This is a genomic window from Novosphingobium sp. Sphag1I (assembly GCF_056279125.1).
Map to the genome: position 1 here is coordinate 19,496 of NZ_JBWBQS010000009.1, position 23,197 is coordinate 42,692.

Sequence of the window (23,197 nt, forward strand, 5' to 3'; positions counted from 1 at the left end):
GGCCCCGCCCTTTTTTGCCGATACAGGAGAATACGGGATGCTCCGAGGTTTAACGGCGCTGCCTTTGATGGCGCTGATGCTTGCTGCTGTCACGCCGGGCGCCACCGCGCAAAATGCCGCCCAGAGCGCAGACGTACCGCCCGATCCGGTCATCCTGATGCGCCAGCATTGGCTGGACGGCGACATCAACGCGTTCAACTTCCGCCATTCGGCCGAGATGTTTGAAACGCGAAAGGTTGCCCGCTCCGGCCCCGTGCGCGCCTTGCCCAAGGGGCCGGCCATGACGCCGCCGACCTATCAATATGATGGCAAAGCGCGCAGCTATGATGAATTTGCCCGCCGCACCTATACCAACGCCATGCTGGTGATGCGCGACGGCAAGATCATCTTCGAAGACTATCGCAACAACAGCCAGCCGACCGACCGTTTCATCTCCTTCTCGATGGCCAAATCGATCACCAGCCTGCTGGTCGGGCTGGCGCTGGATCGCGGATTTATCCATTCGCTGGATGATACGGCGGGCCAATATGTGCCGGAACTGAAAAGCGGCGCCTATGGCGATGTGTCGATCCGCCATATCCTGCAAATGCGTTCGGGCGTCGCCTATGAGGAACGCTATGATTTCGGCGCAACGCCCAGCCTTGCCGCGCGTATCCATATGAACGCCATCGTCGCGAACAAGGAACGCTTTGCCGACAGCGCCAAAACCATCACCCGCGCCGCAGATCCGGGCAGTCGCTTCAACTATGCCACGCTGGATACCGCCGTTCTGGGCTGGATTGTCGAGCGGGCCACAAAACAGCCGCTCGCCCAATTCACCGCCGCCAATCTGTGGGGTCCGGCCGGAATGGAGGCCGATGGATTGTGGATTGCCGACGGGCCGCCCGGTGTGGGGCGCGAATTGTCGGGCATGGGCTATAATGCCCGCCTGCGCGACTATGCCCGGTTGGGGCAATTGATGCTGGATGGCGGGGTTTGGAACGGCAAACAAGTCCTGCCCAAAGGCTGGATGAAACAGGCCACCACGATGGTGCCTTTCGACATGCCATCATCGAAAGGGCGGCGCGGCTATGGCTTTCAATTCTGGCAACTGGATGATGAACCGGGCGCCTATACCGCGCTGGGGCTGGCGGGACAGTTTATCTATGTCCACCCCAAGACCCGGACGGTCATCGTCAAGCTGAGCCATTATCCTCAGCCCGAACCGGCCAATGTCATGCCCGAAACGCTGGCCTATTTCAAAGCGATCACCAGCCGGTGACACGCGAATGGGGGAGGCATTCCACCTCCCCCGGAACGCATTACAGCTTGGCGAACAGCGCCAGCTGGCGGGCATAGGCACGATCCGCCTCGCCCTTGTCATAGGATGGCGCGTCCAGCGTGCACCAGCCATGATCCGCATTATAGACCTCGACCTCCGCCGGTCGACCGGCAGCAGCAGCGGCAGCCTTGAGTGCATCCTTGTCATCTGGGCTGCGCGCGTCGTCATTCTTGCCGATGGCAAAGAGAAATGACGCCTTGGTCGCCGCGATCAACTTGTGCGGGCTGTCGGCCGCCTCGGTCACCAAACCACCGCCATGGAAACTGGCACAGGCGGTGACGCGGTCGGGATTGGCCGCCGCGCTGCGCACGGTATAGCTGCCCGTCATGCAGTAACCCGCCGAACCGATCTTGCGCTTGGTATCGACCGGCGCCTGTTTGTCCAGCCACGCGACAAACGCCTTGGAATCGCTGATGATGCCAGGAACGGTGATGGCCGCAATCGCAGGCTTGAGCTTTTCACCACCTGCAGGCGTGCGCCATTCGGCAAGCCCCGATAGCAACGGCGCCTTGGCCGTGCGGTAATAATGATTGACCAGCAGCACCGCATAGCCGTCCGATGCCAAACGACGCGCCATCACCTTGTACGCGTCGCGCGAACCGGCAATGTCGGGCCATACGATAATGCCGGGGTGCTTGCCCTTGGCGGGGTGGACAAAGAAGGCGTCGCATTGGCCATCGGGGGTAGTGATGGTGACCGCGTTTTCCTTCAACGCCGCGCCTGCGGCGATCGCCTGCTCGGCCCCGGCCATGGCGGCAGCAGCGCCTGCCGCGCTCATCGCGGCAAACTGGCGGCGCGAAAGACCGCGTTCAATAGCATTGGCGGCGGCATTGGCATCATCATCGGCGATGGTCAGTTCGTCGCACATGGGAATGCTCTCCTGATATCGACAGGCACACTTTGCCCGCCCCTTTTTACCGGCCCAAGCTGGCCCAGAAATGACAATAATTCAACCGCGCCGCACAGGCCGATACAATTTGCGACCCGCGCCGGGAAAAGAGGATTGCAAGCTTCGCCAAACCGCATAAGATGCTAACAAAAGTTACGATAAAAAGGTGAGGATCATGGCAACTATCGCAGGGGCGGATGCCCCGCAAACCGCACAGAAATTTCCCGAAACCGCGCATTTTACCGGCCTGAACCAGCCCGTTGGACAGGAAGTATCCTTCACCGGCCTTGCCGTCGAAGGCACATTGCCCGCCGAGGTGCGCGGCAGCTTTTATCGCGCCGTCCCCGACCCCCATTTCGCGCCCAAGTTCGAGGATGACAACGTCCTGTCGGGCGATGGCATGATCAGCCGCGTATCCTTTAATCACGACGGCACCGTGGATTACGCGATCCGCTATGTCCGCACCGCCCGCTGGAACGCCGAGAATGAAGCGGGCCATGCCCGTTTTGGCCGTTACCGCAACCCGTTCACCGATGATGCCGATATGGCGGGCGTCGATCGCACCGTGGCCAACACCACGCCGGTCTGGCACGCCGGGCGTTTGCTGATGACCAAGGAAGATGGCCGCCCCTATCAAATGGACCCGATCACGCTGGAAACGCGAGGGTCATATGATTTTGGCGGAAAGCTGAAATCGCGGACCGTCACCGCCCACGTCCGCATCGATGCCCAGACGGGCGAGATGTTCCTATATGGCTATGAGGCCGATGGTGAGGCCAGCACCAAGGTTGCCTATCTGATCGTTGATAAGGACGGCAACCTCACGCGCGAGCAATGGTTCGACGCGCCCTATTGCGCGATGATGCATGATTTCGCGATCACCGAAAATTACGCGCTCTTTCCGATCTATCCCACCACCTGCTCGCTCGAACGGCTGAAGGCCGGCGGCGATCATTGGGTGCATGAGATGGAAACCGACAGCTGGCTGGGCGTGATGCCGCGTTATGGCGATGTCTCGGAAATGCGCTGGTTCAAAGGGCCAAAGGGCGTTTCGGCCTATCACTTCATGAACGCCTTTGAAGACACAGACGGCGTGATCCATTTCGACCAATGCCTGTCGAACACCAACGCCTTCCCCTTCATTCGCGAGGCTTCGGGCATCCATATGGCCCCGTGGGAGGTGCAGGGCGCGCTGACCCGCTGGAGCGTCGATCCCAAGGGCGATGCCAGCGATGTGAACGAAAGCGTCGTTGGCCCTCCCGGCGATTTTCCGGTCATCCCGGCGCGGTTTCAGGGGCGCCCCAATCCCTATGGCTGGATGCTGTCCATGGACCCGGAGATGAAGGGGCCGCCGTTGGCCGGTGGTCCGGTGGGCGCAATGTTCAACGCGCTGCTGCGGCTGGATTTCGCGCAAGGTCCGGGACAGGTGGTTGACGCCCTGCCCCTGCCCGTGGGGTGGAGCTATAATGAGCCGGTCCATGTGCCGTCCCATGATCCCGATCATCTGGGCTATCTCATCACCATCGTCGATCATCAGACCGGCGAGAATGAATTTGAACATGCCGCATGGGTGATTGACGCAGGCGCGCTGCATCGCGGCCCGGTGGCCAAGATTGCCATCCCCGCCCGCCTGCGCCCGCAGGTGCATGGCTGGTGGGTGCCGCAATCGGTGCTGGACGGAGCGGAGTAAGCCATGGGCAAGATCGTGATAACCGGCGCCAGCGGCCAATATGGTCGCGGCGTCACCGATCGGCTGATCGCGGCGGGCCTGGGGGATCGGCTGGTGCTGATATCGCGCACCCCCGCCAAATTGGCGGAGCGAGAAACGCAGGGCTGCACCATCCGCTATGGCGATTTCGACCGGCCCGAAACGCTGGGTGATGCCGTGGCGGGGGCCGAGACGATGCTGCTGATTTCCGGCACGCGGGTCGGCGCCCGCGTGGCCCAGCACAAGGCCGCCATCGATGCCGCCGCCGCGCAGGGGGTGCGCCATATCCTCTACACCAGCTTTATCGGCATCGACGATCCGGCCAACCCCGCCGAGGTGCGCCATGACCACATTGAAACCGAACGCCTGATCCGCGCCAGCGGCATGGACTGGACCATGCTGCGCGACGCGCATTATGCCGACGCGATGATCGTGATGGCCGGGCCGGGCGTGATGAGCAGCGGCCAATGGATATCAAACGCGGGCGACGGGCGCGAGGCCATGGTTTGGCGCGACGATTGCATCGAAAGCGCGGTGGCGGTGCTGCGCGACATTGCCGCCGGATCGGGCGGCCACGCAGGTCGGATCTATAACATCACCGGCCCGGACTTGCAGACATTTGCCGAAGTGACGGCGATCCTGTCACAGATCACCGGCGTTCCGCTGACCTACACGCCCGTCTCGGACGAGGCGCAATATGCGATATTCGACGCCATGGGCATCCCGCGCCGCCCGGTCGATGACAGCAGCGTCAGTGGCATCCCGTGGAACAGCGACGACATGGTGACATTCGGCGCCGCCATCCGCGAAGGCTTCCTCGCGATCCGCAGCGACGATGTGGAAAAACTGACCGGCCGCCCGCCGCGCAGCGTGCGCAGCCTGATCGAAGCGCATGCCGATATGCTGCGCGCCGCAGCCCAACCAATGGAACATGCGAAATGAACGCCCCCTTCCCCCAGATTACCCCGGTTGAACCCAATATTGCGCATCCCGACCGGCTGTTCATCGGCGGCGCATGGGTGGCCGCCCATTCCGGCCGCATGATCGAACAGATCAGCCCCGACACCGAGGAGGTCGTCTCCGCCGTGGCCGAGGCCGACGAGGCCGATATGGACGCCGCCGTGGCCGCCGCGCGCCATGCCTTTGACCATGGCCCATGGCCCCGGATGCAGCCTGCCGAAAGGCTGGCGGTGATGAAGAAAATGTCGGCCATCCTGCATGCGCGCGTGGGCGAAACGGCGCGGGCATGGTCAATGCAGATGGGCGGCCTTGCCAGTTTTTCGGGCATCATGCAGGCCGGATCGAACGCCACCTTTGACGGCATCATCGCCATGGCCGAAGGGTTCAATTGGGTGGAAACCCGCCCGACCGTTGGTGCCGCCGTGGGCATGGTGGCCTATGAGCCGGTGGGCGTGGTGGCCGCGATTGCGCCATGGAACGGGCCTTATGGCATCATGCTGAACAAGGTGGCCTATGCGTTGGCCGCCGGTTGCTGTGTCATTATGAAGCCCAGCCCCGAAACCCCATTGGAGGCCTATATCATTGCCGAGGCGGCGCAGGAGGCGGGCGTACCCGCGGGCGTGATCAATCTGGTCACGGGCCACCGCGAGGCGTCGGACCATCTGGTCTGCAATCCGGGCGTGGACAAGGTCAGCTTTACCGGATCGACCGTCGCGGGCAAACGCATCGCACAGGTCTGCGGCGAGCGGATCGCGCGATGCACGCTGGAATTGGGCGGAAAATCGGCGGCGATCGTGCTGGATGACTTCCCCATCGAAATCGCCGCCAAGATCTTTGCCGGAACCATCTGTATGATGAGCGGGCAGGTTTGCGCGATGCTCAGCCGCGTGTTGGTGAGCCGTGCGCGTCACGATGAACTGGCCGCCGCGATTGCCGCCGAGATGGCCCAGGTGAAAATCGGCCATAGCGATGATCCCACCACCCAGCTTGGCCCGGTGGCGATGAAGCGCCAATTGGAGCGGATCGAGAACTATATCGAGGAGGGCAAAAAGACGGCGACGCTGATTCATGGCGGCGCGCGTCCGGCGCATTTGCCCAAGGGCTATTTCATCGAACCGACCTTGTTCGCCCATGTCGATAATGCCAGCCGCATTGCGCAGGAGGAGATCTTTGGCCCGGTCCTCGCGCTGATCCCCTATGAGGATGAGGCCGACGCCATCCGCATCGCCAATGATAGCCATTTCGGCCTGAATGGTTCGGTGCTGACCCAGGATGTCGATGCGGCCTATCGCATTGCGCGGGCCGTTCGCACCGGGGCGGTGGGGCAAAACGGATTGCGGATGGATTTCGGCCTGCCCTTTGGCGGGTTCAAGCAATCGGGCCTTGGCCGCGAAGGCGGGATCGAGGGCTTGTTGGGCTATACCGAACTCAAGACCATCCTGCTCGATGGGATGCCGTCAACGCTATAGGCCCGAAAGGGGGCGCCAGCCAGATTTCGGCGACGCCCCCTTCCCCTCTCACAGCTCGTGATGTCGGGTCAACGCAGCTCTATACAGCCGCCATCGACGAATAGGTCGACGCCATTGATAAACGATGCGCGCGCGCTGGCAAGAAACAACACAGCATTGGCGAGCTCTTCCGAGGTTCCCATGCGGCCAATCGGAACGACATTTGCCATAATTGCCTTCATTTCGGCGATAGTTTCGGGTGTTGCGTCGCGCTTGAAAATTTCGGTGTCGGTCGGGCCGGGGCTGACCATATTGACCCGGATGCGGCGGGGCAGCAATTCCTTGGCCAGAATGCGCGCCATCGCCCGCAAGCCGGCTTTTGCTGCAGCATAGGCAACATTGCCCGGCACCGCGGCCAGCGATCCGATCGATCCGGTGATGACAATGTTGCCCCCATCGCGCATCAGCGGCAACGCGCGCTGGATCGCGAAAAAGGCACCGCGCAGGTTCACGTCATGGATCTGGTCCCAGAACTCCTCGGTCACCTGATCGACGGGGGCGAAACCGCCCACGCCCGCATTGACGAATAACACGTCGATTCCGCCCAGCGCCTCCTCGATCTCGGCCATCGCACCCGCGCTTTGCTGCGGGTCGGCAATGTCGCTGCGGATGGACAGGGCGTCCAGATCCTCGGCAATTTCACGCAAGGCATCCGTGTTGCGGCCGGTCACCGCAACCTTGGCGCCTTCTTCACGAAATCGGCGCGCGGCGGCAAGGCCAATGCCCGCCGTCCCGCCCAGAACGACCACGCAGCGGTCAACAAACTCTCCGGTAATCGAAACCATGGATCGGCCCCTTAAAACATCGTGTTCTGGTTGGCCGATGTTTCTGGGACAACTTGCAAAACGTCCCAATGTTCTATGACCTTGCAACCTTTTACGCGAAAAATATCGACGACCGCCGATCCGCGCTCTTCGGGCTTCATCCGGCTGTGCGTGTGGACCATCACCATATTGCCATCGGCCAGAATGCGCTTGATTTCTGCCTTATGGCCGGGGTTGGCCTTCATAAAAGGCTCAAGGAAAGCAATCGCCGCATCGCGCCCGGTGGCGGCATAGGGATTGTGCTGAATATAACCGGGATCGACCCAGGTTTCAAAGGCATGGCGCACCTCACCCTTGATATAGAATTCATCCATGAATTTGGTGACGACCTGTTTCGGCGTCAATTTGCAAGCGCCCCCCGCGGCAGGCGCAGCCATCGCGGGCGCAGCAGAGAGCAACATCAAGGCGGCCAATGAAAAGCGCAGCATGGAACCTCTCCTTTAATCAAAACATGGGCAGCGGATTGACCGGATTTGCGGGCACGTCCTGCAACACATCCCAGTGTTCGGCAATCATGCCATCGCGCACGCGAAAGATATCCACGACCGCCAAACCGGGATCGCCGGGAAAGCGTTCGACATGGACATGCATGGCCACCATATCGCCATCGACCATCGACCTGTGAATGGTCTGGCGCGCGTCGGGGCTTTCGGCCCGGACATGGTCAAGGAAGGCCTTTAACGCCGCCACCCCCGGTTCGGCCAGCGAGGAATGCTGCACATAATCGGGCGCAATATATTGGTCGACGGCGGACGAATCCATCGCGATCAAAACCTTGTGATACATCTCTGTCACGAGGCGCAGATTGGCCTCTTCCTGCGCGGTGCGCGCCATGATTGTCTCTCCCCTGCCTGTTGTTTTTGCGCGATGAAGCGGCGATGCCGCGCAATGGCTATTGTAACAATTGATAGCATATGCCAGACAGGATGCAACCGGCGACAGGGACCATACCCCTCATTCCCCTGACGCCATACAATTGGGGAGAGGTTATGGATCGGACCGCGCTTTATGGCGTGCTCGACAGGTTTCTGGCGGCTTTGGCGGCGCGCGATGCGGGCGCTGTTGATTGGGCGCCCGACGCACAATTTTCCGAAAACAACGTGATGCTGACGCCCGGTGACGGGGTTTGGAACACGCTGCTGGGCATTGGCGAATATCAACTGCGCTTTGCCGACACGCGCACCGGACAGGTCGGCTATTTCGGCACGATCATCGAGGCGGTCGAGGAATCTGGCTTCACCCTGCGTTTGGCCGTCAACGCGGCGGGCCAGATTACCGAATGCGAAATGTGCATCGTGCGGCAAAGCGATTCGGGCATCAAATTCGAAAACCCGCAATACTGGGTCAAACCCATTCTTGAATCGGGCGTCGAAGCCCCGGTGGATCGTGCCGAAATGGTGCGCCTGTCCAACGGCTATTTCGACACGCTGCAATTGAATGACGGCACGATCCACACGCGGTTTCACCCCGAATGCAACCGAGTGGAAAATGGCGTCCAGACGACCCGCAACCCGGACTTTGCCAAAATCGTCCCCGTCTCGGCGCTGGGGTGCGAAGAGCAATTTCGCATGGGCAATTATCGCTATGACGATGAATTGCGCGCCCGCCGCTTCCCCTTGGTGGATGAAGAACGCGGCCTCGTGCTGGCCTTTGGTTTCATCGACCATTCGGGCAAGCTGGACCGCTATCAATTGACCGATGGACGCTGGGTCAACAGCCCGGTGCGCCGCCCGCATTCCTTCTATATTTCCGAACTCTTCAAAATCGACCACGGCATGATTTGCCAGATCGAGGCCAATTTCATCACCGTCCCCTATCGCATGCCCAGTCCGTGGCCCAATGAACGCCCGCAGCAGGAATTGCCCCGATGAGACGGCTGATTTCCGCGCTGGCACTGGCGGCTCTGGCCACCCAACTGACCGCCGGGCAGCCAGAGGGCGCAGGCGCGCAATGGACCAACCCCGGCGGCGATGCGGGCAAGACGCATTACAGCCGCCTGTCCCAAATCACCCCCGCCAATGCTCCGCGTCTCGGTCTTGCGTGGATGGCGGAACTGGGCACCACGCGCGGCATGGAGGCGACGCCGGTGATGGTGGGCGGCGTCCTTTATACCGCTGGCGTGGCGGGCCGGGCCTATGCCCATGATGCGGCGACAGGCCGCCTGCTCTGGGCGTTCGAGCCGCAGGTGGACATGCAGCTTAACCGCACCGCCTGTTGCGACATGGTCAACCGGGGCCTAGCCGTGGCCGATGGCAAGGTGTTCATCGCGGCGCTCGACGGCTGGATGTATGCGCTGGATGCCAAGACCGGCAAGGTGGTGTGGAAGACCGATTTTATCGAAAACCGCGCCAAGGGCGACAATTCCACCGGCGCGCCGGAAATCGCGGGCGATGTGGTCATCATCGGCATGGCGGGCGCGGAATATGACGTGCGCGGCTATGTCACGGCGCTGGACCTGAAAACCGGCGCAATCCGCTGGCGTTGGCATGTGGTGCCGCGCGATCCGGCGCTGGGGCCGCAGGAGCGGCCAGAACTCGACGCCGCGCTGAAAACATGGGACCCGAAAAGCCGCTGGGACATTGGCGGCGGCGGGGCGCCATGGGATGCGATCAATTACGATCCCGAAACCGGGCTGGTGCTGATCGGCACCGGCAATGGCGGGCCCTACGCCACATCGAAACGCAGCCCATCGGGGGGCGACAATCTCTATATCGGCTCGGTCGTCGCGCTGGACCCGAAAACCGGGGCGATGAAGTGGCATTATCAGGAAACGCCGGGCGACAACTGGGATTTCACCAGCACCCAGCCGATGGTGCTGACCCATGTGACGCTGGACAGCGTGGATCGACCGGTGGTGCTGCATGCGCCCAAGAATGGGTTCATGTATGTCCTCGACCGGCGCGACGGGAAATTGCTGCGCGCCAACCCCATCGCGCGGGTCAATTGGGCCAGCGGGGTGGACATGAAAACCGGGCGGCCCAATCTGACGCCGGAAAGCTCGGACTATACCACCGGGCCCAAGATCGTGTTTCCCGGCACGCCCGGCGCACGCAACTGGCATGGCGCGGCCTACAGCCCCAAGACGGGCCTGTATTACGGCGCGGTTCTGGACATCGGCAATCTGATCTTCATGACGCCGGGGCAAAAGCCGTTGAAGGCGCGCGGATTGAACAATGACGCCGCGCTGATCTTCACCACCGATGTGGGGGAGGCGGTGGATACCCTGCCCCCGCCTCTGGCCGCGCAGGTCAAGGCGCTGCCCGCCTTTGCCGAAGCGGTGAAGAACCCCGGCAAGGCGCAGATGCGCGCGCTTGATCCATTGACGGGAAAAACCGTGTGGGCCGCCGATATGCAAAGCTGGCAGGATCGCAGCGGCGCGCTGGTCACGGCGGGCGGCGTGATGGTGCATGGCAATGTGGCGGGGCAATTGGTTGTCCGTGACGCCGCCAATGGCCGCATCGTCAAAACCATCGACACCGGCACCAGCATCCTTGCCGCGCCCATGACCTATACGATCGGCAAAACCCAATATATCGCCGTGGCGGCCGGTTGGGGCGGCGGGGGCTTTCCCTTCGTGCCGCGTTTTGCCGCCGCGTATAATCGGGTGAATGCCAACCGATTGCTGGTGTTCAAACTGGAGGGCAAAGCGCGCCTGACGCCCCCGCCCCGCCTGCCCGCGCTGACCGTGGCGCCCGAACCACCCGCACAGGCACCGGGGGTGACGGGCGAAACCATTGCGCGGGGGCAAGGCCTGTTCTTCGCCAATTGCGCGATTTGCCACGCCAACCGCCACCGCTCGATCACGCCAGACCTGCGCCGGATGCAGCCCGGAACGCATGAGATGTTCCGCCAGATCCTGCTCGACGGCTTGCTGGTGCCGGGCGGGATGCCGCGCTGGAATGACATCCTGACGCCCGCGGACGCCGATGCGATCCACGCCTATCTGATCGACCTGCAAGCCAAGACCCGCGTTGAGGAACTGGCCAAAGTGAAGGCGAAGAAGCCGCTCGACGGGCCTGCGCTGACTATTCTTTCCAATTATTAGAGGCCGAACCCCATGGAATTTTCGACACTGGAAAACCCCCGCCTCGAATTCGCCTTCGCCTGCACCCTGCGCTTTACGCGGGTGCAGATGGTGCCCGATATCCCATCGGGCGGCATGCGCAGCGCAGTCTATGTCGACGAGGGTACGTTTGAAGGCCCGCGTTTGAAAGGCCGCGCCGTGCCCAATTCGGGCGGCGATTATGCGCTGTTCCGCCCCGATGACACCGCCTGTTTCGACGCCCGCTATATGCTGGAGGAGGAAGACGGCACACTGATCTATATGCAGAACAAGGGCTTCCTGTGGGGACGCGAGCCGGGGGTGATGGACCGGCTGCGCCAATGGGCCTTTGCCGGGGGCGACCCTGTGCCCCATGCCGAATACTACCTGCGCGCCCAGCCCAGCTTTGAAACCAGCAAGGGCAAGCATGACTGGCTGACGCGCCACATCTTCATCGGCATCGGCGAGCGCCGCCCGGATGGCAACCATGTGCGCTATTACGCACTGACGTAAAGGAGGCCGCGATGCCCCTGGCCCAGATCGCCTATTCCGGACGCGGGGTGGAACGGCCCCGCTATTACGCCAATGCCCATCACCGCGATGTGCTGGATATCGTGTCGCACCCGATGCGTGTGGAAAGCGCGCGGGATTTGAACGCGGACATTGACCGTGAAGGGTTCACACTGGCGCGGCACGATAGCGCGGTGTCCGACTGGCGCGACCCGGCACAAATCGCAGGCGTCTATGCGCCCGAACTGGCCGCTCTGGTCCAGCGCGTCACCGGGGCGGACGAGGTCAAAGTGTCGCCTCATGGCATCCTGCGCTTTTCGGAAAAATCGGGTCTGGCGGGCAGCGGCAACAATTCCCACCCGGCGCGCTTTGCCCATATCGACGTGGCCGATGGATCATCGCGCTTGATGGCCGAGCGCGGCGCAGGTGGGCGCTCCTTTCGCCGCTATGCCGCGATCAACATCTGGCGCGCGCTTTCCCCCGCGCCGCAGGACGTGCCGCTCGCCCTGTGCGATGCGCGCAGCGTGGCGGCGGGGGACCTGATCGTGGCCGATGCGATTTTCGACGAGCCAGATGGCCGCGAATGGGGCTTTGAAGGTCTGGTCGTCGCGCATAATCCGGAGCATCGCTGGTATTACTATCCCGACATGCACGTGGGCGAGGCCATCCTGTTCAAAACCAAGGACAGCGACGAAGCCGCCGCGCGGCATATCCCCCATGTGGCGTTTAATGATCCCAGCGCGCCGGGGGACGCGCCGCCTCGGTCTAGTATTGAAATGCGGGCGACGGCTTATTGGTGGTAGGTTTTTAGGGGTGCCTCCGGCGGGCAAAGGGACTCTGTCCCTTTGCAATCCCATGATTGGGGTGGCGTATCCTCGGCGACGATGCGCTGATCCGCGAAGCGGTTTAATAGCCTGCGGCGCGGCAAGGTTGCGCTGCGGGCGATATTGGGCACCACATAGACAGTATGGGGATTGCAAAGGGGCCCCGCCCTTTGCCCGCCGGAGGCAAACTTCCTTCCTCTCAATTCAAATCCACAATCGTAATTTCCTTCCCCTCCAGCGCCGCCTTGTTTGCCGCCCGCCGCATCCGCTCGACCTCCAACCGCTCTGGCGGTGCCTCATCCGACGGCAGGGCGGCTATGCTCTCCTCATAAATCGCCCTGAAATCCTCGGCGAATTCGGGGTGGGTAAAGATCAGCCCGTGTCCTTCGCTCATGCCGGACAGGATGCGTTGCCCTGCCTCCAGCGGATCCATGCCCGCCGCAAAGGCCTTGCCGAAATGTTCAAGCGCGCCGCGATCAACCTGCCCAAAACCGCTATCGACAAATTCGGCGGGGCGGCGAAAGGCCGAGTCCCACGCATTGGTGGCCACCAGCGCCGGACACACCAGCGAGCAACCGATACCCAGCGGCACCAGATTATAGCGCAAGCTCTCGGTCAGGCCCCGGACCGCAAATTTGCTGGCGGTATAGATCCCGGCCTGCGGGCCGGACAGATAGGCGGCCATGCTGGCGATATTGACGACATGGCGGCGCCCGGTGGCGCGGCGCAGCGCGGGCAGGAAAGAAGTGATCCCATTGACCACCCCGCCGAAATTCACCCCCATGATCCAGTCATAATCGGCATAGGATGCATCGGCGGTGTTTCCAAAGACCGAGACGCCCGCATTGTTGACCAGCACATGCACCGCGCCGAAATGCTGTTCAACCCGCCGGGCCGCAGCGGCAAATCCATCGCGGTCGGTGACGTCAAGGCTCACCCAAAGCGGTTCTTCCAAACCATTTTGCGCAAACCATGCTGCGGCTTTGCTGCGGTAATCCTCGTTGCGATAGGACAGCGCCAAGCGCATCCCGGCCAGCGCAAAGGCCCGTGCAATGCCAAAGCCCAGCCCCGATACGCCCCCGCTGATAAAGGCCAAGCGCCCGCGCCAGCCATTCGTTTCCTCGCCCATGCATTTTCCCTCTCGCCAAGTCGGTCACTATTGTTAGTATAGCATACAAATAAGCCCAAGGAATCGGGCTGGCAATATGGGAGAGTGAAATGGCTGATACAGACACCCGTCTGGCCGCGCTGGAACGCCGTGTGCAGGAATTGGAGGATATTAACGCGATCCGCCGCCTGCACTGGGCCTATGGTTACTATATCGATTTTAACCGCGCCGAAGATGTTGCCAATCTCTTTGCCGAGGATGGCGAGGTTATCTTTCTTTCCGGCATCTACAAGGGGCGTGAAGGCGCCTATCGCCTCTATGGCACATGGTTCAAATCCTTGTTCCTGGCGCCGGGCGAGGAAGGCCCCGCCTATGGCTTTTTGCTCGACCATTTCCAGATGCAGGACATCATCACCATCGCCCCCGACGGGCAAACCGCCAAGGGCCGTTTCCGCGGCATGCTGTTTGGCGGCAGCCACGAAAGCCGCGAGTTCAAGCCGCAGGGCCTGCCGCTGCAATTCATGGAGGCGGGCATCTATGAGAATGATTACGTGAAGGAAAATGGCGTCTGGAAAATCAAACGCCTTGATTACATGATGCAGTGGCAGGGCGATTATGAAGCAGGTTGGTCAAAGACCACTGCGCATCTCCAGCCCCTGACCGAATGCTATCCGGCCAATCCGATCGGTCCGGATGAAATCCGCACCGCCGAATTGCGCCAGACTTGGCCCTATCGCCATGATGTTCCGATGCATTTTGCCCATCCGCGCTTTGGCGCGGCTTTGGCCAATCAGGTTCAGGAACCGGCCTGATCCTTGGGCTGTGCCGCGTCCCATTCGGCGATGCGGCGCAGCACAAGCGAGGTCAGATTGTCCATTTCCCGGCGCTGCCGAACGGTCAATTTACCCAACAAACTTTCCGCCACGCCGTGCAGCATGGGCTGCATCTGGCGATAGGTCGCCTCGCCTTCCGCGGTCAGGCGGACCGGGCGGCGGCGGCGATTTTCCGGGTCGTTATAATCCTCAACCCACCCGCGCGACTTGCACCCCGCAATCGCCCGGCTGACATTCATCGGAGACATGGCCGTCATATGCACCAGATCATGTCCAGCCAGCGGCCCTTCACCAGCCAGCGCCATCAGCACTTTCACCTCGCTGGTGGAGGCATCAAAGGGGTCACAAACGCCCACCTTCATCGGATCACCGATCAGGCTGCACAATTTGAGCAGGCTGATCAGAAGCGGGGTCAGATCGTCCTCGGCCAGAGTTTCCGTCATGGAATTGGGCATGCTGTTACTGCTGTTCATGGTGGTGAAACTAACCACATTCAGGGGCGGAATGGCAAGTTTTTTCCCCTTTTCACATTAACGAATGTGACCTTTTCGCATCAGTGACCCCCGCAAGCAGCTTGTGTTCAAGAAAATCCGGCACGCCTTCTTGCCAAGTCAAAATTCGTATGTATCACTCACAAACATCAGGGCGGAAAAAGCCCGATATAGGAGAGGGAATCATGGCCAAGACTTTTGGCATCTTTACTCGCGCGCGCCTCGTTCATGCGGTTGCTATCCCGGCTCTGGCCTGCGCATTGTCCGCGCCCGCCCTTGCGGCCGAGGCGCCTGCGGCCGACGCCCCGCCCGCCGCCGAAGAGCATGGGCTGAAAGAAATCGTGGTGACGGCCCAGTTCCGTTCGCAAAAACTTCAGGACACGCCGCTCTCGATCACGGCGGTCAATTCCGACCTGTTGAAATCGCGCAACCAGACCGACATCAGCCAGATCGCAGCGCAGGCCCCCAACGTCCAGCTCACGCAAATGGGCGGCGCCTTTGGTTCATCGATGGCCGCCTATGTTCGCGGTGTTGGTCAGTACGACTTTAACCCCGCCTATGAACCGGGTGTGGGCATCTATATCGACGATGTTTATTATGCCTCGCTGACGGGTTCGGTGATGGACCTTCTCGACCTTGACCGGGTCGAAGTGCTGCGCGGGCCGCAGGGTACGCTGACGGGGCGCAACTCGATCGGCGGCGCGATCAAGATGTTCTCGACCAAGCCGAGCGCGGAAAATTCGGGCAATATCGAGGCCGCCTATGGTGCGCGCAACCGTCTGGACCTGCGCGGCAGCATGAATTTCGCGCTGACCGACTCGCTGTTCGTGCGCGTTTCGGGCGTTCACAAGCGCCAGGACGGCTATGTGAACATGATCGATTATGGCTGCGCCAATCCCGGCAACTCGCTGGGGATCACGGGCAATGCCAATACCGGCAAAGGCTGCGTGATCGGCAAGCTGGGTGAAAAGAACTACACCGGTGCCCGCGCCTCGATCCGTTACAATCCGAATGACAAGATCGACTGGATCATCTCGGGCGATTACACCTATGAAAACCGCAGCAATGCCGCCAGCGTTCTGACCGTCAACAACACGGCCAAGACCGGCGGTGTCGATTTCCGTTGCGGCAATTTCTGCACCTACGCCAATTTCTACATGCCCGCCGGTGGTCAGGCGGGACAGGCCTATACGATGCCCTTGAACACGATGTTCACCGGCTGGGGCGTGTCGAGCAACCTGAAGTACACGATCAGCGACAACCTCAACCTTCAGGCGATCACGGCCTATCGCAAGTATCATCAGACCTTTGGCACGGACGATGATTTCACCCCCTATGCCCCGGCGGGCGGCGCCGGGTATAACGACCTGACCTTCCGCTTCTTCAGCCAGGAACTGCGCCTGAACGGCAAGATCGGCACGTTGGGTGAATGGACCGTCGGCGGGTTCTACAATGATCAGACCTCGGTCTATTTCACGCGTCAGGACATCCGCTACATCGTGCCGAATGTGCCCAGCTTCTATCTGCAATTCCAGGGCAATGACCCGGTGAAGGCCAATTCCAAGGCCGGTTTTGCCACGGTCATCCTGCACCCCACAACCGCGCTGACCGTGACGGGCGGCCTGCGCTATACCAGCGAGCACAAGGACTATACGTTCGTGCGTCAGAACTGGTCGGGCGGCCCGCTGGTCGATCCGTTCGGGGTTGGCGCGCTCAATGGCAGCAAGGCCAACTATGACGGCGAAAAGCTCGACTGGCGCATTTCGGCCGACTATCGCTTCAATCCGCAATTGATGGCCTATGCCACGGTCAGCACCGGCTTTAAGGGCGGTGGCGTCACGGCGCGTCCCTTCACCAAGACGCAGGCCACCAATGGCACGTTCCGTCCCGAAACGCTGACCTCCTATGAATTGGGCATCAAGAGCGATCTGTTCGACCGTCGTCTGCGCGTGAACCTTGCCGGTTTCATCAATGACTACAAAAACATCCAGCTGCCGATCTCGGACTGCTCGCTGCTTGATGGTTTTGCGCCCGGCACCGATCCCTTCCCCTGCGCCGCGATCCAAAATGCCGGTGACGGCAAAATGTGGGGCCTTGAAGCCGAAGTCAGCGCCAGCCCGATTGAAGGTCTGGACATCGATGGCAGCCTGAGCTGGATCGATGGCGAATGGAACCGGATCAGCGCGCAGGTTACCTCGATCAAGCTGACCGATCCCATCACCTCGCCCAACTGGCGCGGCAGTTTCGGCATCCAGTACAAGGCGGATCTGGGCGGCAAAAACGGCACGCTGACCCCGCGCTTTGACCTTGCCTATACCGGCAAGCAGCAGATCGGTCGCCTGACGGTGGCCAGCCCGCTGGACTATAACCCGGCCTTTGCCATCGCCAATGCGCGCCTGACCTGGAAAAATCCCAAGCAGGATCTGGCGATCAGCTTTGAAGTGTCGAACCTGTTTGACAAATACTACTATCTGCCGCTGCGTTTTCAGGCGCTCTATGCCTCGGCAGGCACGGTTTACAGCAATGTTGGCCGCCCGCGTGAATGGGCGATCTCGGTGCGCAAGTCGTTCTGATAACGATAGATTTTAAACATTCTTTTGGGGGCGGGTCTGCGGACCTGCCCCTTTTTTTATCCATGTGTTTTCCCGGTTGACAGGGACGCCCACGATACGCATGATCGATAACAATTGTTATAAAAATGGAGAGGAAGAGGTCCGTGAAACTGACCCTGCCACCGCGGGTTAGCCCGCAATCCTTTGACGCCGCGCTCAAGGCTTTTGCCGGGGTTGTGGGGGCCGGATGGGTGATGTCATCCGATTCGGATCGCGATGCCTATGCCGATGGCTATGCCCCCGGTCCGGCCGAACAATGGCCCGCCTCGGCCGCTGTGGCCCCCGCGACCGTCGAGGAAGTGCGCGCCATCGTGCGCATCGCCAATGAATACAAGGTGCCGCTCTGGCCCGTCGCGCGGGGCAAAAACCTTGGCTATGGCACCGCCGCGCCGCGCATGGCCGGGTCGGTGGTGCTGGACATGGGGCGGATGAACCGCATCCTCGAACTGGACCCCAAACTGGCCTATGCGGTGGTGGAACCGGGCGTGGGCTTTTTCGACCTGCATGACGAGGTCGAGCGGCAAAAGGCCCCGCTGTGGCTCTCGGTCCCCGGCAACGGCTGGGGCAGCGTGATCGGCAATGCTCTGGAACATGGCATTGGTTATACGCCCTATGGATTGCACGCGCGCAACCTGTGCGGGATCGAGGCGGTGCTGCCCGATGGCGATCTTTTGCGCACCGGCATGGGCGCGATGAAGGACAATCCGGCCTGGCACCTGTTCCCGATGAATTACGGCCCGACATGGGATCTGGCCTTCAGCCAGTCGAATTTGGGCGTCGTGACCAAGGCCGGAATCTGGATGCAGCCCGCGCCCGAAACCAGCCTCGAACTGACCTGGGACATTCCCAATGAAGAGGACATCGGCTGGGTTATCGACACGGTCACGCCGCTGAAAATCGCCGGACTGATCGACCAGAATGTCTTTATCCCAAGCTGGCTGGGCAAGATCGTCGTGCTGGGCACGCGCAAGGATTTCTGGGACAAGCCCACCGCCATGCCCGAATGGCGCGTCAAGGAATTGCTGAAACAATATGACCTTGGCTACTGGCGCGTCTCGATCCGGCTTTATGGCGATGAAAATGTGAACAAGGCCAAGGCCGAAGTCATCAAATCGGCCTTCAAGCGCCACCTTGCCGCCCCCGCGATGGAGGTCTGGTGGCGTCAGGGTGATCCCAAACCGCCGCTCGACCTGACGTTGGGGACGCCATCGGCGGTTCCGTTGCAAATGTCGGATTGGGTCGGCGGCCGGGGCGCGCATCTGGGCTTTTCGCCCGTCGTACCCGCCACGGGCGACCATGTGATGGGACAGTTGAAGCGCAGCCGCAAGATCATCGCCGATCACGATGTCGATTTCTATGCCAGCTTCACCATCGGCGGGCGTTTTGCCAATAATGTCAACATGCTGATGTATGACCGCGACAATGCGGCGCAGGTCGATAACATGAAAAAGCTGTTCAACGCGCTGATCACCGAGACCGCCAAGGCGGGATATGGCGAATATCGCACCCATCTTGGCTGGATGGACCGGGTGATGGAAACTTTTGATTTCAATGATCACGCGCTGCGCCGCTTTGATGAAAAGATCAAGGATGCGCTCGACCCCAATGGCATTATCGCGCCAGGCAAACAGGGCGTCTGGCCATCGGCCTATCGCACCATGCAGAAGGAGGGCGCGCAATGAGCCGCCTGTCCCTGATGGCCCTTGCGGCCATGATCGCCCCGGTGGCTGTGCTGGCGTCGCCTCCGGGGGCGCCCGGCAGCGTGCCGGAATTGCCGCCTTATCAGATGCGCGCGCCCCAACCCGCCGGCGACCGTTTGCAACCGGGACGCGATGGCAAGGCGATCTTTGAACATTCCTGCGGCTATTGCCACTTTGCGGGCGGCATGGGCACCAACCTGCTGACCAAGCAAATGATGATGATGAAGCGCCCGCCCTCGGACGGATTGCTCAGCAATCGGCGCGATCTGACGGCCGATTATGTCAAAGCCGTGGTGCGCGGCGGCAAAGGCGCGATGCCTGCACAGACCCGTGTGGACCTGACCGATGCGGAATTGAATGCGGTGGCCGTCTATCTTTCCCAAAAACCGGCAAAGGGGAAGAAGTGATGCTGCGCCTATCCCGCCGCCGTATGATGCAGGGGGCAGGCGCCGCAGGGCTGATCGCCGCGCGGCCCGCCTTGGCCTCCGCCTCGCGCACTCTGCTGGTCTATGACAGCCGCATCCCAGAAAGCGCCGGTTTTGCCGCCGCATCGTCCCACAACCTGCGCCACGATCTGGCGCAGGGGCGGATAGACCCGCGCAGGATGGGTGCCATCGCCCGCGTCGAGGGACTGACGCGGCGCAGCGACTATGTCGCGCTCTCGCTCGCCCTGCGCCTCGACGGCATGCGCAGCGCCGACGATCGCCCCAGCCCTGCGCCCATTTCCGCGCGCGATCATCTGTTCCGCTGGACCTTGACCAAGAGTGCCAAGGCATGAGCGTCGCCCTCTATCACTGGGAACCCAACGCCAATTCGGGAAAGCCGATGCTGGCGCTGATGGAAAAGGGCGTGGGCTTCGACAGCCATTACATCGACATGCTGGCCTTTGATCAGCACCGACCCGAATATTTGGCCATCAATCCGCAGGGCACGATTCCGGCCATGGTGCATGACGGGCGGGTGCTGGTCGAATCCACCGCCATCATGGAATATGTCAACGAGGCCTTCGACGGCCCGGCGCTGATGCCCGACAATCCGCTTGAACGCTGGCGCATCCGTTGGTGGATGAAATTCATGGACCAATGGCTTGGCCCAAGTTTCTCCATGATCGGGTGGAGCGTCTTCGTCGGCCCAATGGTGCGCAAACGCGATCCGGCCCAGTTGGAGGCCGCCATTGACCGCATCCCCCTGCCCGAACGGCGCGTGGCATGGCGCAAGGCGATCAGCGGGCAATTTGGCGAGGCCGAGCTGGCCGAAAGCCGCCGCCGCGTGGCCTATGGCATCGCCTTGTTGGAGGAGGAATTGGGCAAGCGCGATTATGTCGGATCGAATGGCTACAGCCTTGCCGACATCAATATCTTCAATTCGACCTATTCGCTGCCTTTGTCGCAACCGGATCTGGCGGGGAAAGACAAAACGCCCAACATCATGCGTTGGTTGAAACGGGTGTACGAACGTGATGCGGTCAAGCGGACATGGGCGATGGGCCGCACCGATCTGGCCCATCGTTACAGCCTGATTATGGAAGGGATCGACTGATGGCTGTGCTCTATCATGGACAGCCCAATGGGCCGAGCCTGTCGGTTCTGGCCGTTCTGGCCGAATGCGGGCTTTCGGATCGCATCGAAACGCGGCCCATCAACCTGCTGGCGGGCGAAAGGCACACGATTCCCGGCATTACCGAACCGCTGGCCCGCGACATCGGCGTCGAGGGCGAAGGGCCGCTGTTGGTGATCGAAGGCGAGGCCTGTCAGGAATCGGTGTTCCTTGCCCAATATCTCGACGAACTGGCGGGGGCGGGGTTACAACCCAAGGATCCCTATACCCATTGGCAAATGATGATGTGGTGTCGCCGCATCACCGAAAGATGCGCGCCCGCCGCCGCCTTTCTGGGCAATCAGGCCTATGCCGCGCCGGTTCTGGCCGCGATGAGCGACGGGGACTTTGATGCCATCACTGTTGCGATTGCCTCCACCGATCTGCGCCAACGCTGGATCGACACGCGCGGCGGGGCCTTTCCCGAAACCGAGCAATCCGACAGCAAGACCAAGATTGCCGACGCCGCCGCCATGGTCGAAAAGCAATTGGAGGATGGGCGTGAGTGGCTGATGGGGCCGATCACGATTGCCGATTTTGAAACCTATGGCTGGCTGGTCGGCATGGTCGATCTGTTGCCCGAAGTGTTTGCCGGAAAACCGCTGACGACCGCATGGATGGCGCGGATGGCGACGCGGCCCAGCGTGCAATCGGCCCTTGCCCGCGCAACGGTGGCCCATCCCGAAAGGGTCTGGGCGCCCGGACCGGAAATCAACCGTTGGGGTTAGGCGTTGGGGTTAAGCCCCCAGTTTAACCAACCAGGCCGCCGCCTTCTTCGGCTCGCCCAAAGCGTCAGAGCGCACCGGGCCGCGCGCGGCCAAAAACTCGGCGTGGAGGGCAAATTCCTCCATGCCGAGCTTTTCGCGCAGATCGTTGACCGTATCGGCCAGTTCATCAAGCTGGGCCACCATCGGGGCGGCCTTGGCCCGCGCATGGCGATCCTGCTGATGATCAAACAGGCCCCACTGGCCCGCCGAGGTCACCCGCAGCGCCGCAATCAAGGCATCGCGATATTCGGCCTCGGCCTCTTCACGCTGGCTTTCCAGCCGTTCCAGACGATCGGCGCGTGCCATCTCAGCGCTTGCTGAGCGCTGCTTCGCATTCCGCGATCAGCGATTGCATGATGTCGGCCACCGGCTCTTCCTTGGTGACCATGCCCACCGACTGACCCGCCATCAGCGAGCCATTTTCAACGTCGCCATCGATCACCGCGCGGCGCAGCGCACCGGCCCAGTAGCGTTCGATCATCAACTGCGCATCGTGCATGTCAACTTCGCCCGCATCCAGCTTGGCCGCGACTTCGCGCTGCTTGGCGGTGAATTCCTCGGTGCCCTTGTTTTTCAGCGCACGAACCGGGATCACCGGCAGACGCGGATCAACCTGAACGCTGGCGACCGCCTCACGCGCGGCGGCGCGGAAGAAGGCCTTTTTGAAATCGGGGTGGGCAATGCTCTCGCTTGCCGCGGCAAAACGGGTGCCCAATTGCACGCCCGCCGCGCCCATTTCCAGATAGGAAGCGATTGCCTCACCGCGACCGATGCCGCCCGCCACAAAAACAATGTGGTCTTCGGCCAGAGCAGGCAGGAACTCTTGGGCCAGTACGGACGTTGCAACAGGACCGATATGACCGCCCGCTTCCGACCCTTCGATCACCAAGGCATCCGCGCCGCTGCGGAGCAGTTTCTTCGCCAGCGCCAGCGTGGGGGCGAAAACCAGCACCTTGGCGTCAAAAGCCTTGATCGCCTCGACGCTGCCCTTGGGCGGGATGCCGCCGGCCAGAACCACATGGGTCACGCCATGACGCGCACAAACCTCGATCAGCTCAAACAGCTTGGGGTGCATCGTGATCAGGTTGACGCCAAAGGGCTTGGAGGTCAGCGCCTTGGTCGCCTCGATTTCGGCGTCCAGCAATTCGGGCGTCATCGCCCCGCAGGCAATCACGCCAAAGCCACCAGCGTTGCTGATGGCCGACACCAGATTGCGTTCCGAAACCCAGCTCATCGCGCCGCACAGGATCGCATATTCGGTGCCCAGAAATTCCTTGCCGCGCGCCATCAGCGCTTCAGTCTTGGTGGGCATGGGCGTATACTCCTGTCTGGTGGCGCGGCGCGCGCGAAATCCGATGCGGGCCCTTAGTTCGCAACCGCGCAACAGGCAAGCCATGCTGAATACCACAATCGGCAAATTCGATCACTGTCATACAATCATGCAGTTTAGTCGATCAATAAACATAAGATAGTGCTCTGGCCATCAGGCAAACCAAAGGGGATG

Annotated in this window: 23 protein-coding genes; 15 read left to right on the top strand and 8 right to left on the bottom strand. The window is 61.5% G+C overall.

Annotated features, from left to right (window positions below):
* Positions 1-37 precede the first annotated feature (37 nt).
* Complete coding sequence (locus ACZ9HU_RS11795; protein WP_476105157.1) at positions 38-1,261, top strand: serine hydrolase domain-containing protein; 1,224 nt, start codon at positions 38-40, stop codon at positions 1,259-1,261.
* Positions 1,262-1,301: 40 nt separating this feature from the next.
* On the opposite strand, the gene ACZ9HU_RS11800 is transcribed toward ACZ9HU_RS11795, so the two are convergent.
* On the bottom strand, positions 1,302-2,189 hold the full coding sequence (locus ACZ9HU_RS11800; RefSeq protein WP_476105159.1) for a dienelactone hydrolase family protein: 888 nt from the start codon (positions 2,187-2,189) through the stop codon (positions 1,302-1,304).
* A 196-nt stretch (positions 2,190-2,385) separates the two neighbouring features.
* On the opposite strand from ACZ9HU_RS11800, the gene ACZ9HU_RS11805 reads away from it, so the two are divergent.
* The 3 genes from ACZ9HU_RS11805 to ACZ9HU_RS11815 are packed head-to-tail and all read left to right on the top strand — an operon-like array spanning position 2,386 to position 6,347.
* Positions 2,386-3,900: a carotenoid oxygenase family protein gene (locus ACZ9HU_RS11805; RefSeq protein ID WP_476105160.1), complete on the top strand. Its 1,515-nt coding sequence runs from the start codon at positions 2,386-2,388 to the stop codon at positions 3,898-3,900.
* Positions 3,901-3,903: 3 nt separating this feature from the next.
* Positions 3,904-4,860, top strand: coding sequence for an SDR family oxidoreductase (locus ACZ9HU_RS11810; RefSeq protein WP_476105161.1), 957 nt, complete (start codon positions 3,904-3,906; stop codon positions 4,858-4,860).
* Positions 4,861-4,877: 17 nt separating this feature from the next.
* Positions 4,878-6,347, top strand: coding sequence for an aldehyde dehydrogenase (locus ACZ9HU_RS11815; protein WP_476105433.1), 1,470 nt, complete (start codon positions 4,878-4,880; stop codon positions 6,345-6,347).
* A 68-nt stretch (positions 6,348-6,415) separates the two neighbouring features.
* Here the strand turns inward: ACZ9HU_RS11815 and ACZ9HU_RS11820 are convergent, their stop codons facing one another.
* From ACZ9HU_RS11820 to ACZ9HU_RS11830, 3 genes are read right to left on the bottom strand one after another with little or no spacing between them, the layout of a single operon-like run.
* Entirely contained in the window at positions 6,416-7,171 is a 756-nt protein-coding gene (locus ACZ9HU_RS11820; RefSeq protein WP_476105163.1) for an SDR family NAD(P)-dependent oxidoreductase, read from the bottom strand.
* An 11-nt stretch (positions 7,172-7,182) separates the two neighbouring features.
* A complete protein-coding gene (locus ACZ9HU_RS11825) occupies positions 7,183-7,638 on the bottom strand; it encodes a nuclear transport factor 2 family protein (protein ID WP_476105164.1) in 456 nt (151 codons plus the stop codon).
* Between the two features lie 16 nt (positions 7,639-7,654).
* Positions 7,655-8,044, bottom strand: coding sequence for a nuclear transport factor 2 family protein (locus tag ACZ9HU_RS11830; RefSeq protein ID WP_476105166.1), 390 nt, complete (start codon positions 8,042-8,044; stop codon positions 7,655-7,657).
* A 155-nt stretch (positions 8,045-8,199) separates the two neighbouring features.
* Here ACZ9HU_RS11830 and ACZ9HU_RS11835 point away from each other — a divergent pair, with 155 nt between their 5' ends.
* From ACZ9HU_RS11835 to ACZ9HU_RS11850, 4 genes are read left to right on the top strand one after another with little or no spacing between them, the layout of a single operon-like run.
* Positions 8,200-9,081 (top strand): DUF8021 domain-containing protein, encoded by an 882-nt coding sequence (locus ACZ9HU_RS11835; RefSeq protein WP_476105167.1) that lies wholly within the window; start codon positions 8,200-8,202, stop codon positions 9,079-9,081.
* Positions 9,078-11,255, top strand: a complete 2,178-nt coding sequence (locus ACZ9HU_RS11840) for an outer membrane protein assembly factor BamB family protein (RefSeq protein ID WP_476105168.1) — start codon at positions 9,078-9,080, stop codon at positions 11,253-11,255. Before ACZ9HU_RS11835 ends, ACZ9HU_RS11840 begins: the two co-directional genes overlap by 4 nt.
* A gap of 12 nt (positions 11,256-11,267) precedes the next feature.
* Entirely contained in the window at positions 11,268-11,765 is a 498-nt protein-coding gene (locus tag ACZ9HU_RS11845; RefSeq protein WP_292687535.1) for a DUF3237 domain-containing protein, read from the top strand.
* An 11-nt stretch (positions 11,766-11,776) separates the two neighbouring features.
* Positions 11,777-12,565, top strand: coding sequence for a CmcJ/NvfI family oxidoreductase (locus tag ACZ9HU_RS11850; protein WP_476105170.1), 789 nt, complete (start codon positions 11,777-11,779; stop codon positions 12,563-12,565).
* Positions 12,566-12,785: 220 nt separating this feature from the next.
* Here the strand turns inward: ACZ9HU_RS11850 and ACZ9HU_RS11855 are convergent, their stop codons facing one another.
* Positions 12,786-13,715: an SDR family oxidoreductase gene (locus ACZ9HU_RS11855; RefSeq protein ID WP_476105171.1), complete on the bottom strand. Its 930-nt coding sequence runs from the start codon at positions 13,713-13,715 to the stop codon at positions 12,786-12,788.
* 89 nt (positions 13,716-13,804) lie between these two features.
* Between ACZ9HU_RS11855 and ACZ9HU_RS11860 the strand changes: the two genes are divergently transcribed.
* On the top strand, positions 13,805-14,506 hold the full coding sequence (locus ACZ9HU_RS11860) for a nuclear transport factor 2 family protein (RefSeq protein ID WP_476105172.1): 702 nt from the start codon (positions 13,805-13,807) through the stop codon (positions 14,504-14,506).
* On the opposite strand, the gene ACZ9HU_RS11865 is transcribed toward ACZ9HU_RS11860, so the two are convergent.
* Positions 14,491-15,000: a MarR family winged helix-turn-helix transcriptional regulator gene (locus tag ACZ9HU_RS11865; RefSeq protein ID WP_476105173.1), complete on the bottom strand. Its 510-nt coding sequence runs from the start codon at positions 14,998-15,000 to the stop codon at positions 14,491-14,493. The genes ACZ9HU_RS11860 and ACZ9HU_RS11865 overlap by 16 nt on opposite strands.
* Positions 15,001-15,203: 203 nt before the next feature.
* On the opposite strand from ACZ9HU_RS11865, the gene ACZ9HU_RS11870 reads away from it, so the two are divergent.
* From ACZ9HU_RS11870 to ACZ9HU_RS11895, 6 genes are all read left to right on the top strand, one after another.
* Positions 15,204-17,591, top strand: a complete 2,388-nt coding sequence (locus tag ACZ9HU_RS11870) for a TonB-dependent receptor (protein ID WP_476105174.1) — start codon at positions 15,204-15,206, stop codon at positions 17,589-17,591.
* 143 nt (positions 17,592-17,734) lie between these two features.
* On the top strand, positions 17,735-19,312 hold the full coding sequence (locus tag ACZ9HU_RS11875; protein ID WP_476105176.1) for an FAD-binding oxidoreductase: 1,578 nt from the start codon (positions 17,735-17,737) through the stop codon (positions 19,310-19,312).
* Complete coding sequence (locus ACZ9HU_RS11880; protein WP_476105177.1) at positions 19,309-19,737, top strand: c-type cytochrome; 429 nt, start codon at positions 19,309-19,311, stop codon at positions 19,735-19,737. The genes ACZ9HU_RS11875 and ACZ9HU_RS11880 overlap by 4 nt, the downstream gene beginning before the upstream one ends.
* Entirely contained in the window at positions 19,737-20,108 is a 372-nt protein-coding gene (locus tag ACZ9HU_RS11885; protein ID WP_476105179.1) for a hypothetical protein, read from the top strand. The genes ACZ9HU_RS11880 and ACZ9HU_RS11885 overlap by 1 nt, the downstream gene beginning before the upstream one ends.
* The gene (locus tag ACZ9HU_RS11890; RefSeq protein ID WP_476105180.1) at positions 20,105-20,869 is read left to right on the top strand and encodes a glutathione S-transferase family protein; all 765 of its coding nucleotides are present in this window, start codon (positions 20,105-20,107) and stop codon (positions 20,867-20,869) included. The genes ACZ9HU_RS11885 and ACZ9HU_RS11890 overlap by 4 nt, the downstream gene beginning before the upstream one ends.
* Positions 20,869-21,654: a glutathione S-transferase family protein gene (locus ACZ9HU_RS11895; protein WP_476105181.1), complete on the top strand. Its 786-nt coding sequence runs from the start codon at positions 20,869-20,871 to the stop codon at positions 21,652-21,654. The genes ACZ9HU_RS11890 and ACZ9HU_RS11895 overlap by 1 nt, the downstream gene beginning before the upstream one ends.
* Positions 21,655-21,663: 9 nt before the next feature.
* On the opposite strand, the gene ACZ9HU_RS11900 is transcribed toward ACZ9HU_RS11895, so the two are convergent.
* On the bottom strand, positions 21,664-21,999 hold the full coding sequence (locus ACZ9HU_RS11900) for a hypothetical protein (protein WP_476105182.1): 336 nt from the start codon (positions 21,997-21,999) through the stop codon (positions 21,664-21,666).
* Between the two features lies 1 nt (position 22,000).
* On the bottom strand, positions 22,001-23,005 hold the full coding sequence (locus ACZ9HU_RS11905; protein ID WP_476105183.1) for an NAD(P)H-dependent flavin oxidoreductase: 1,005 nt from the start codon (positions 23,003-23,005) through the stop codon (positions 22,001-22,003).
* Between the last annotated feature and the right edge of the window lie 192 nt (positions 23,006-23,197).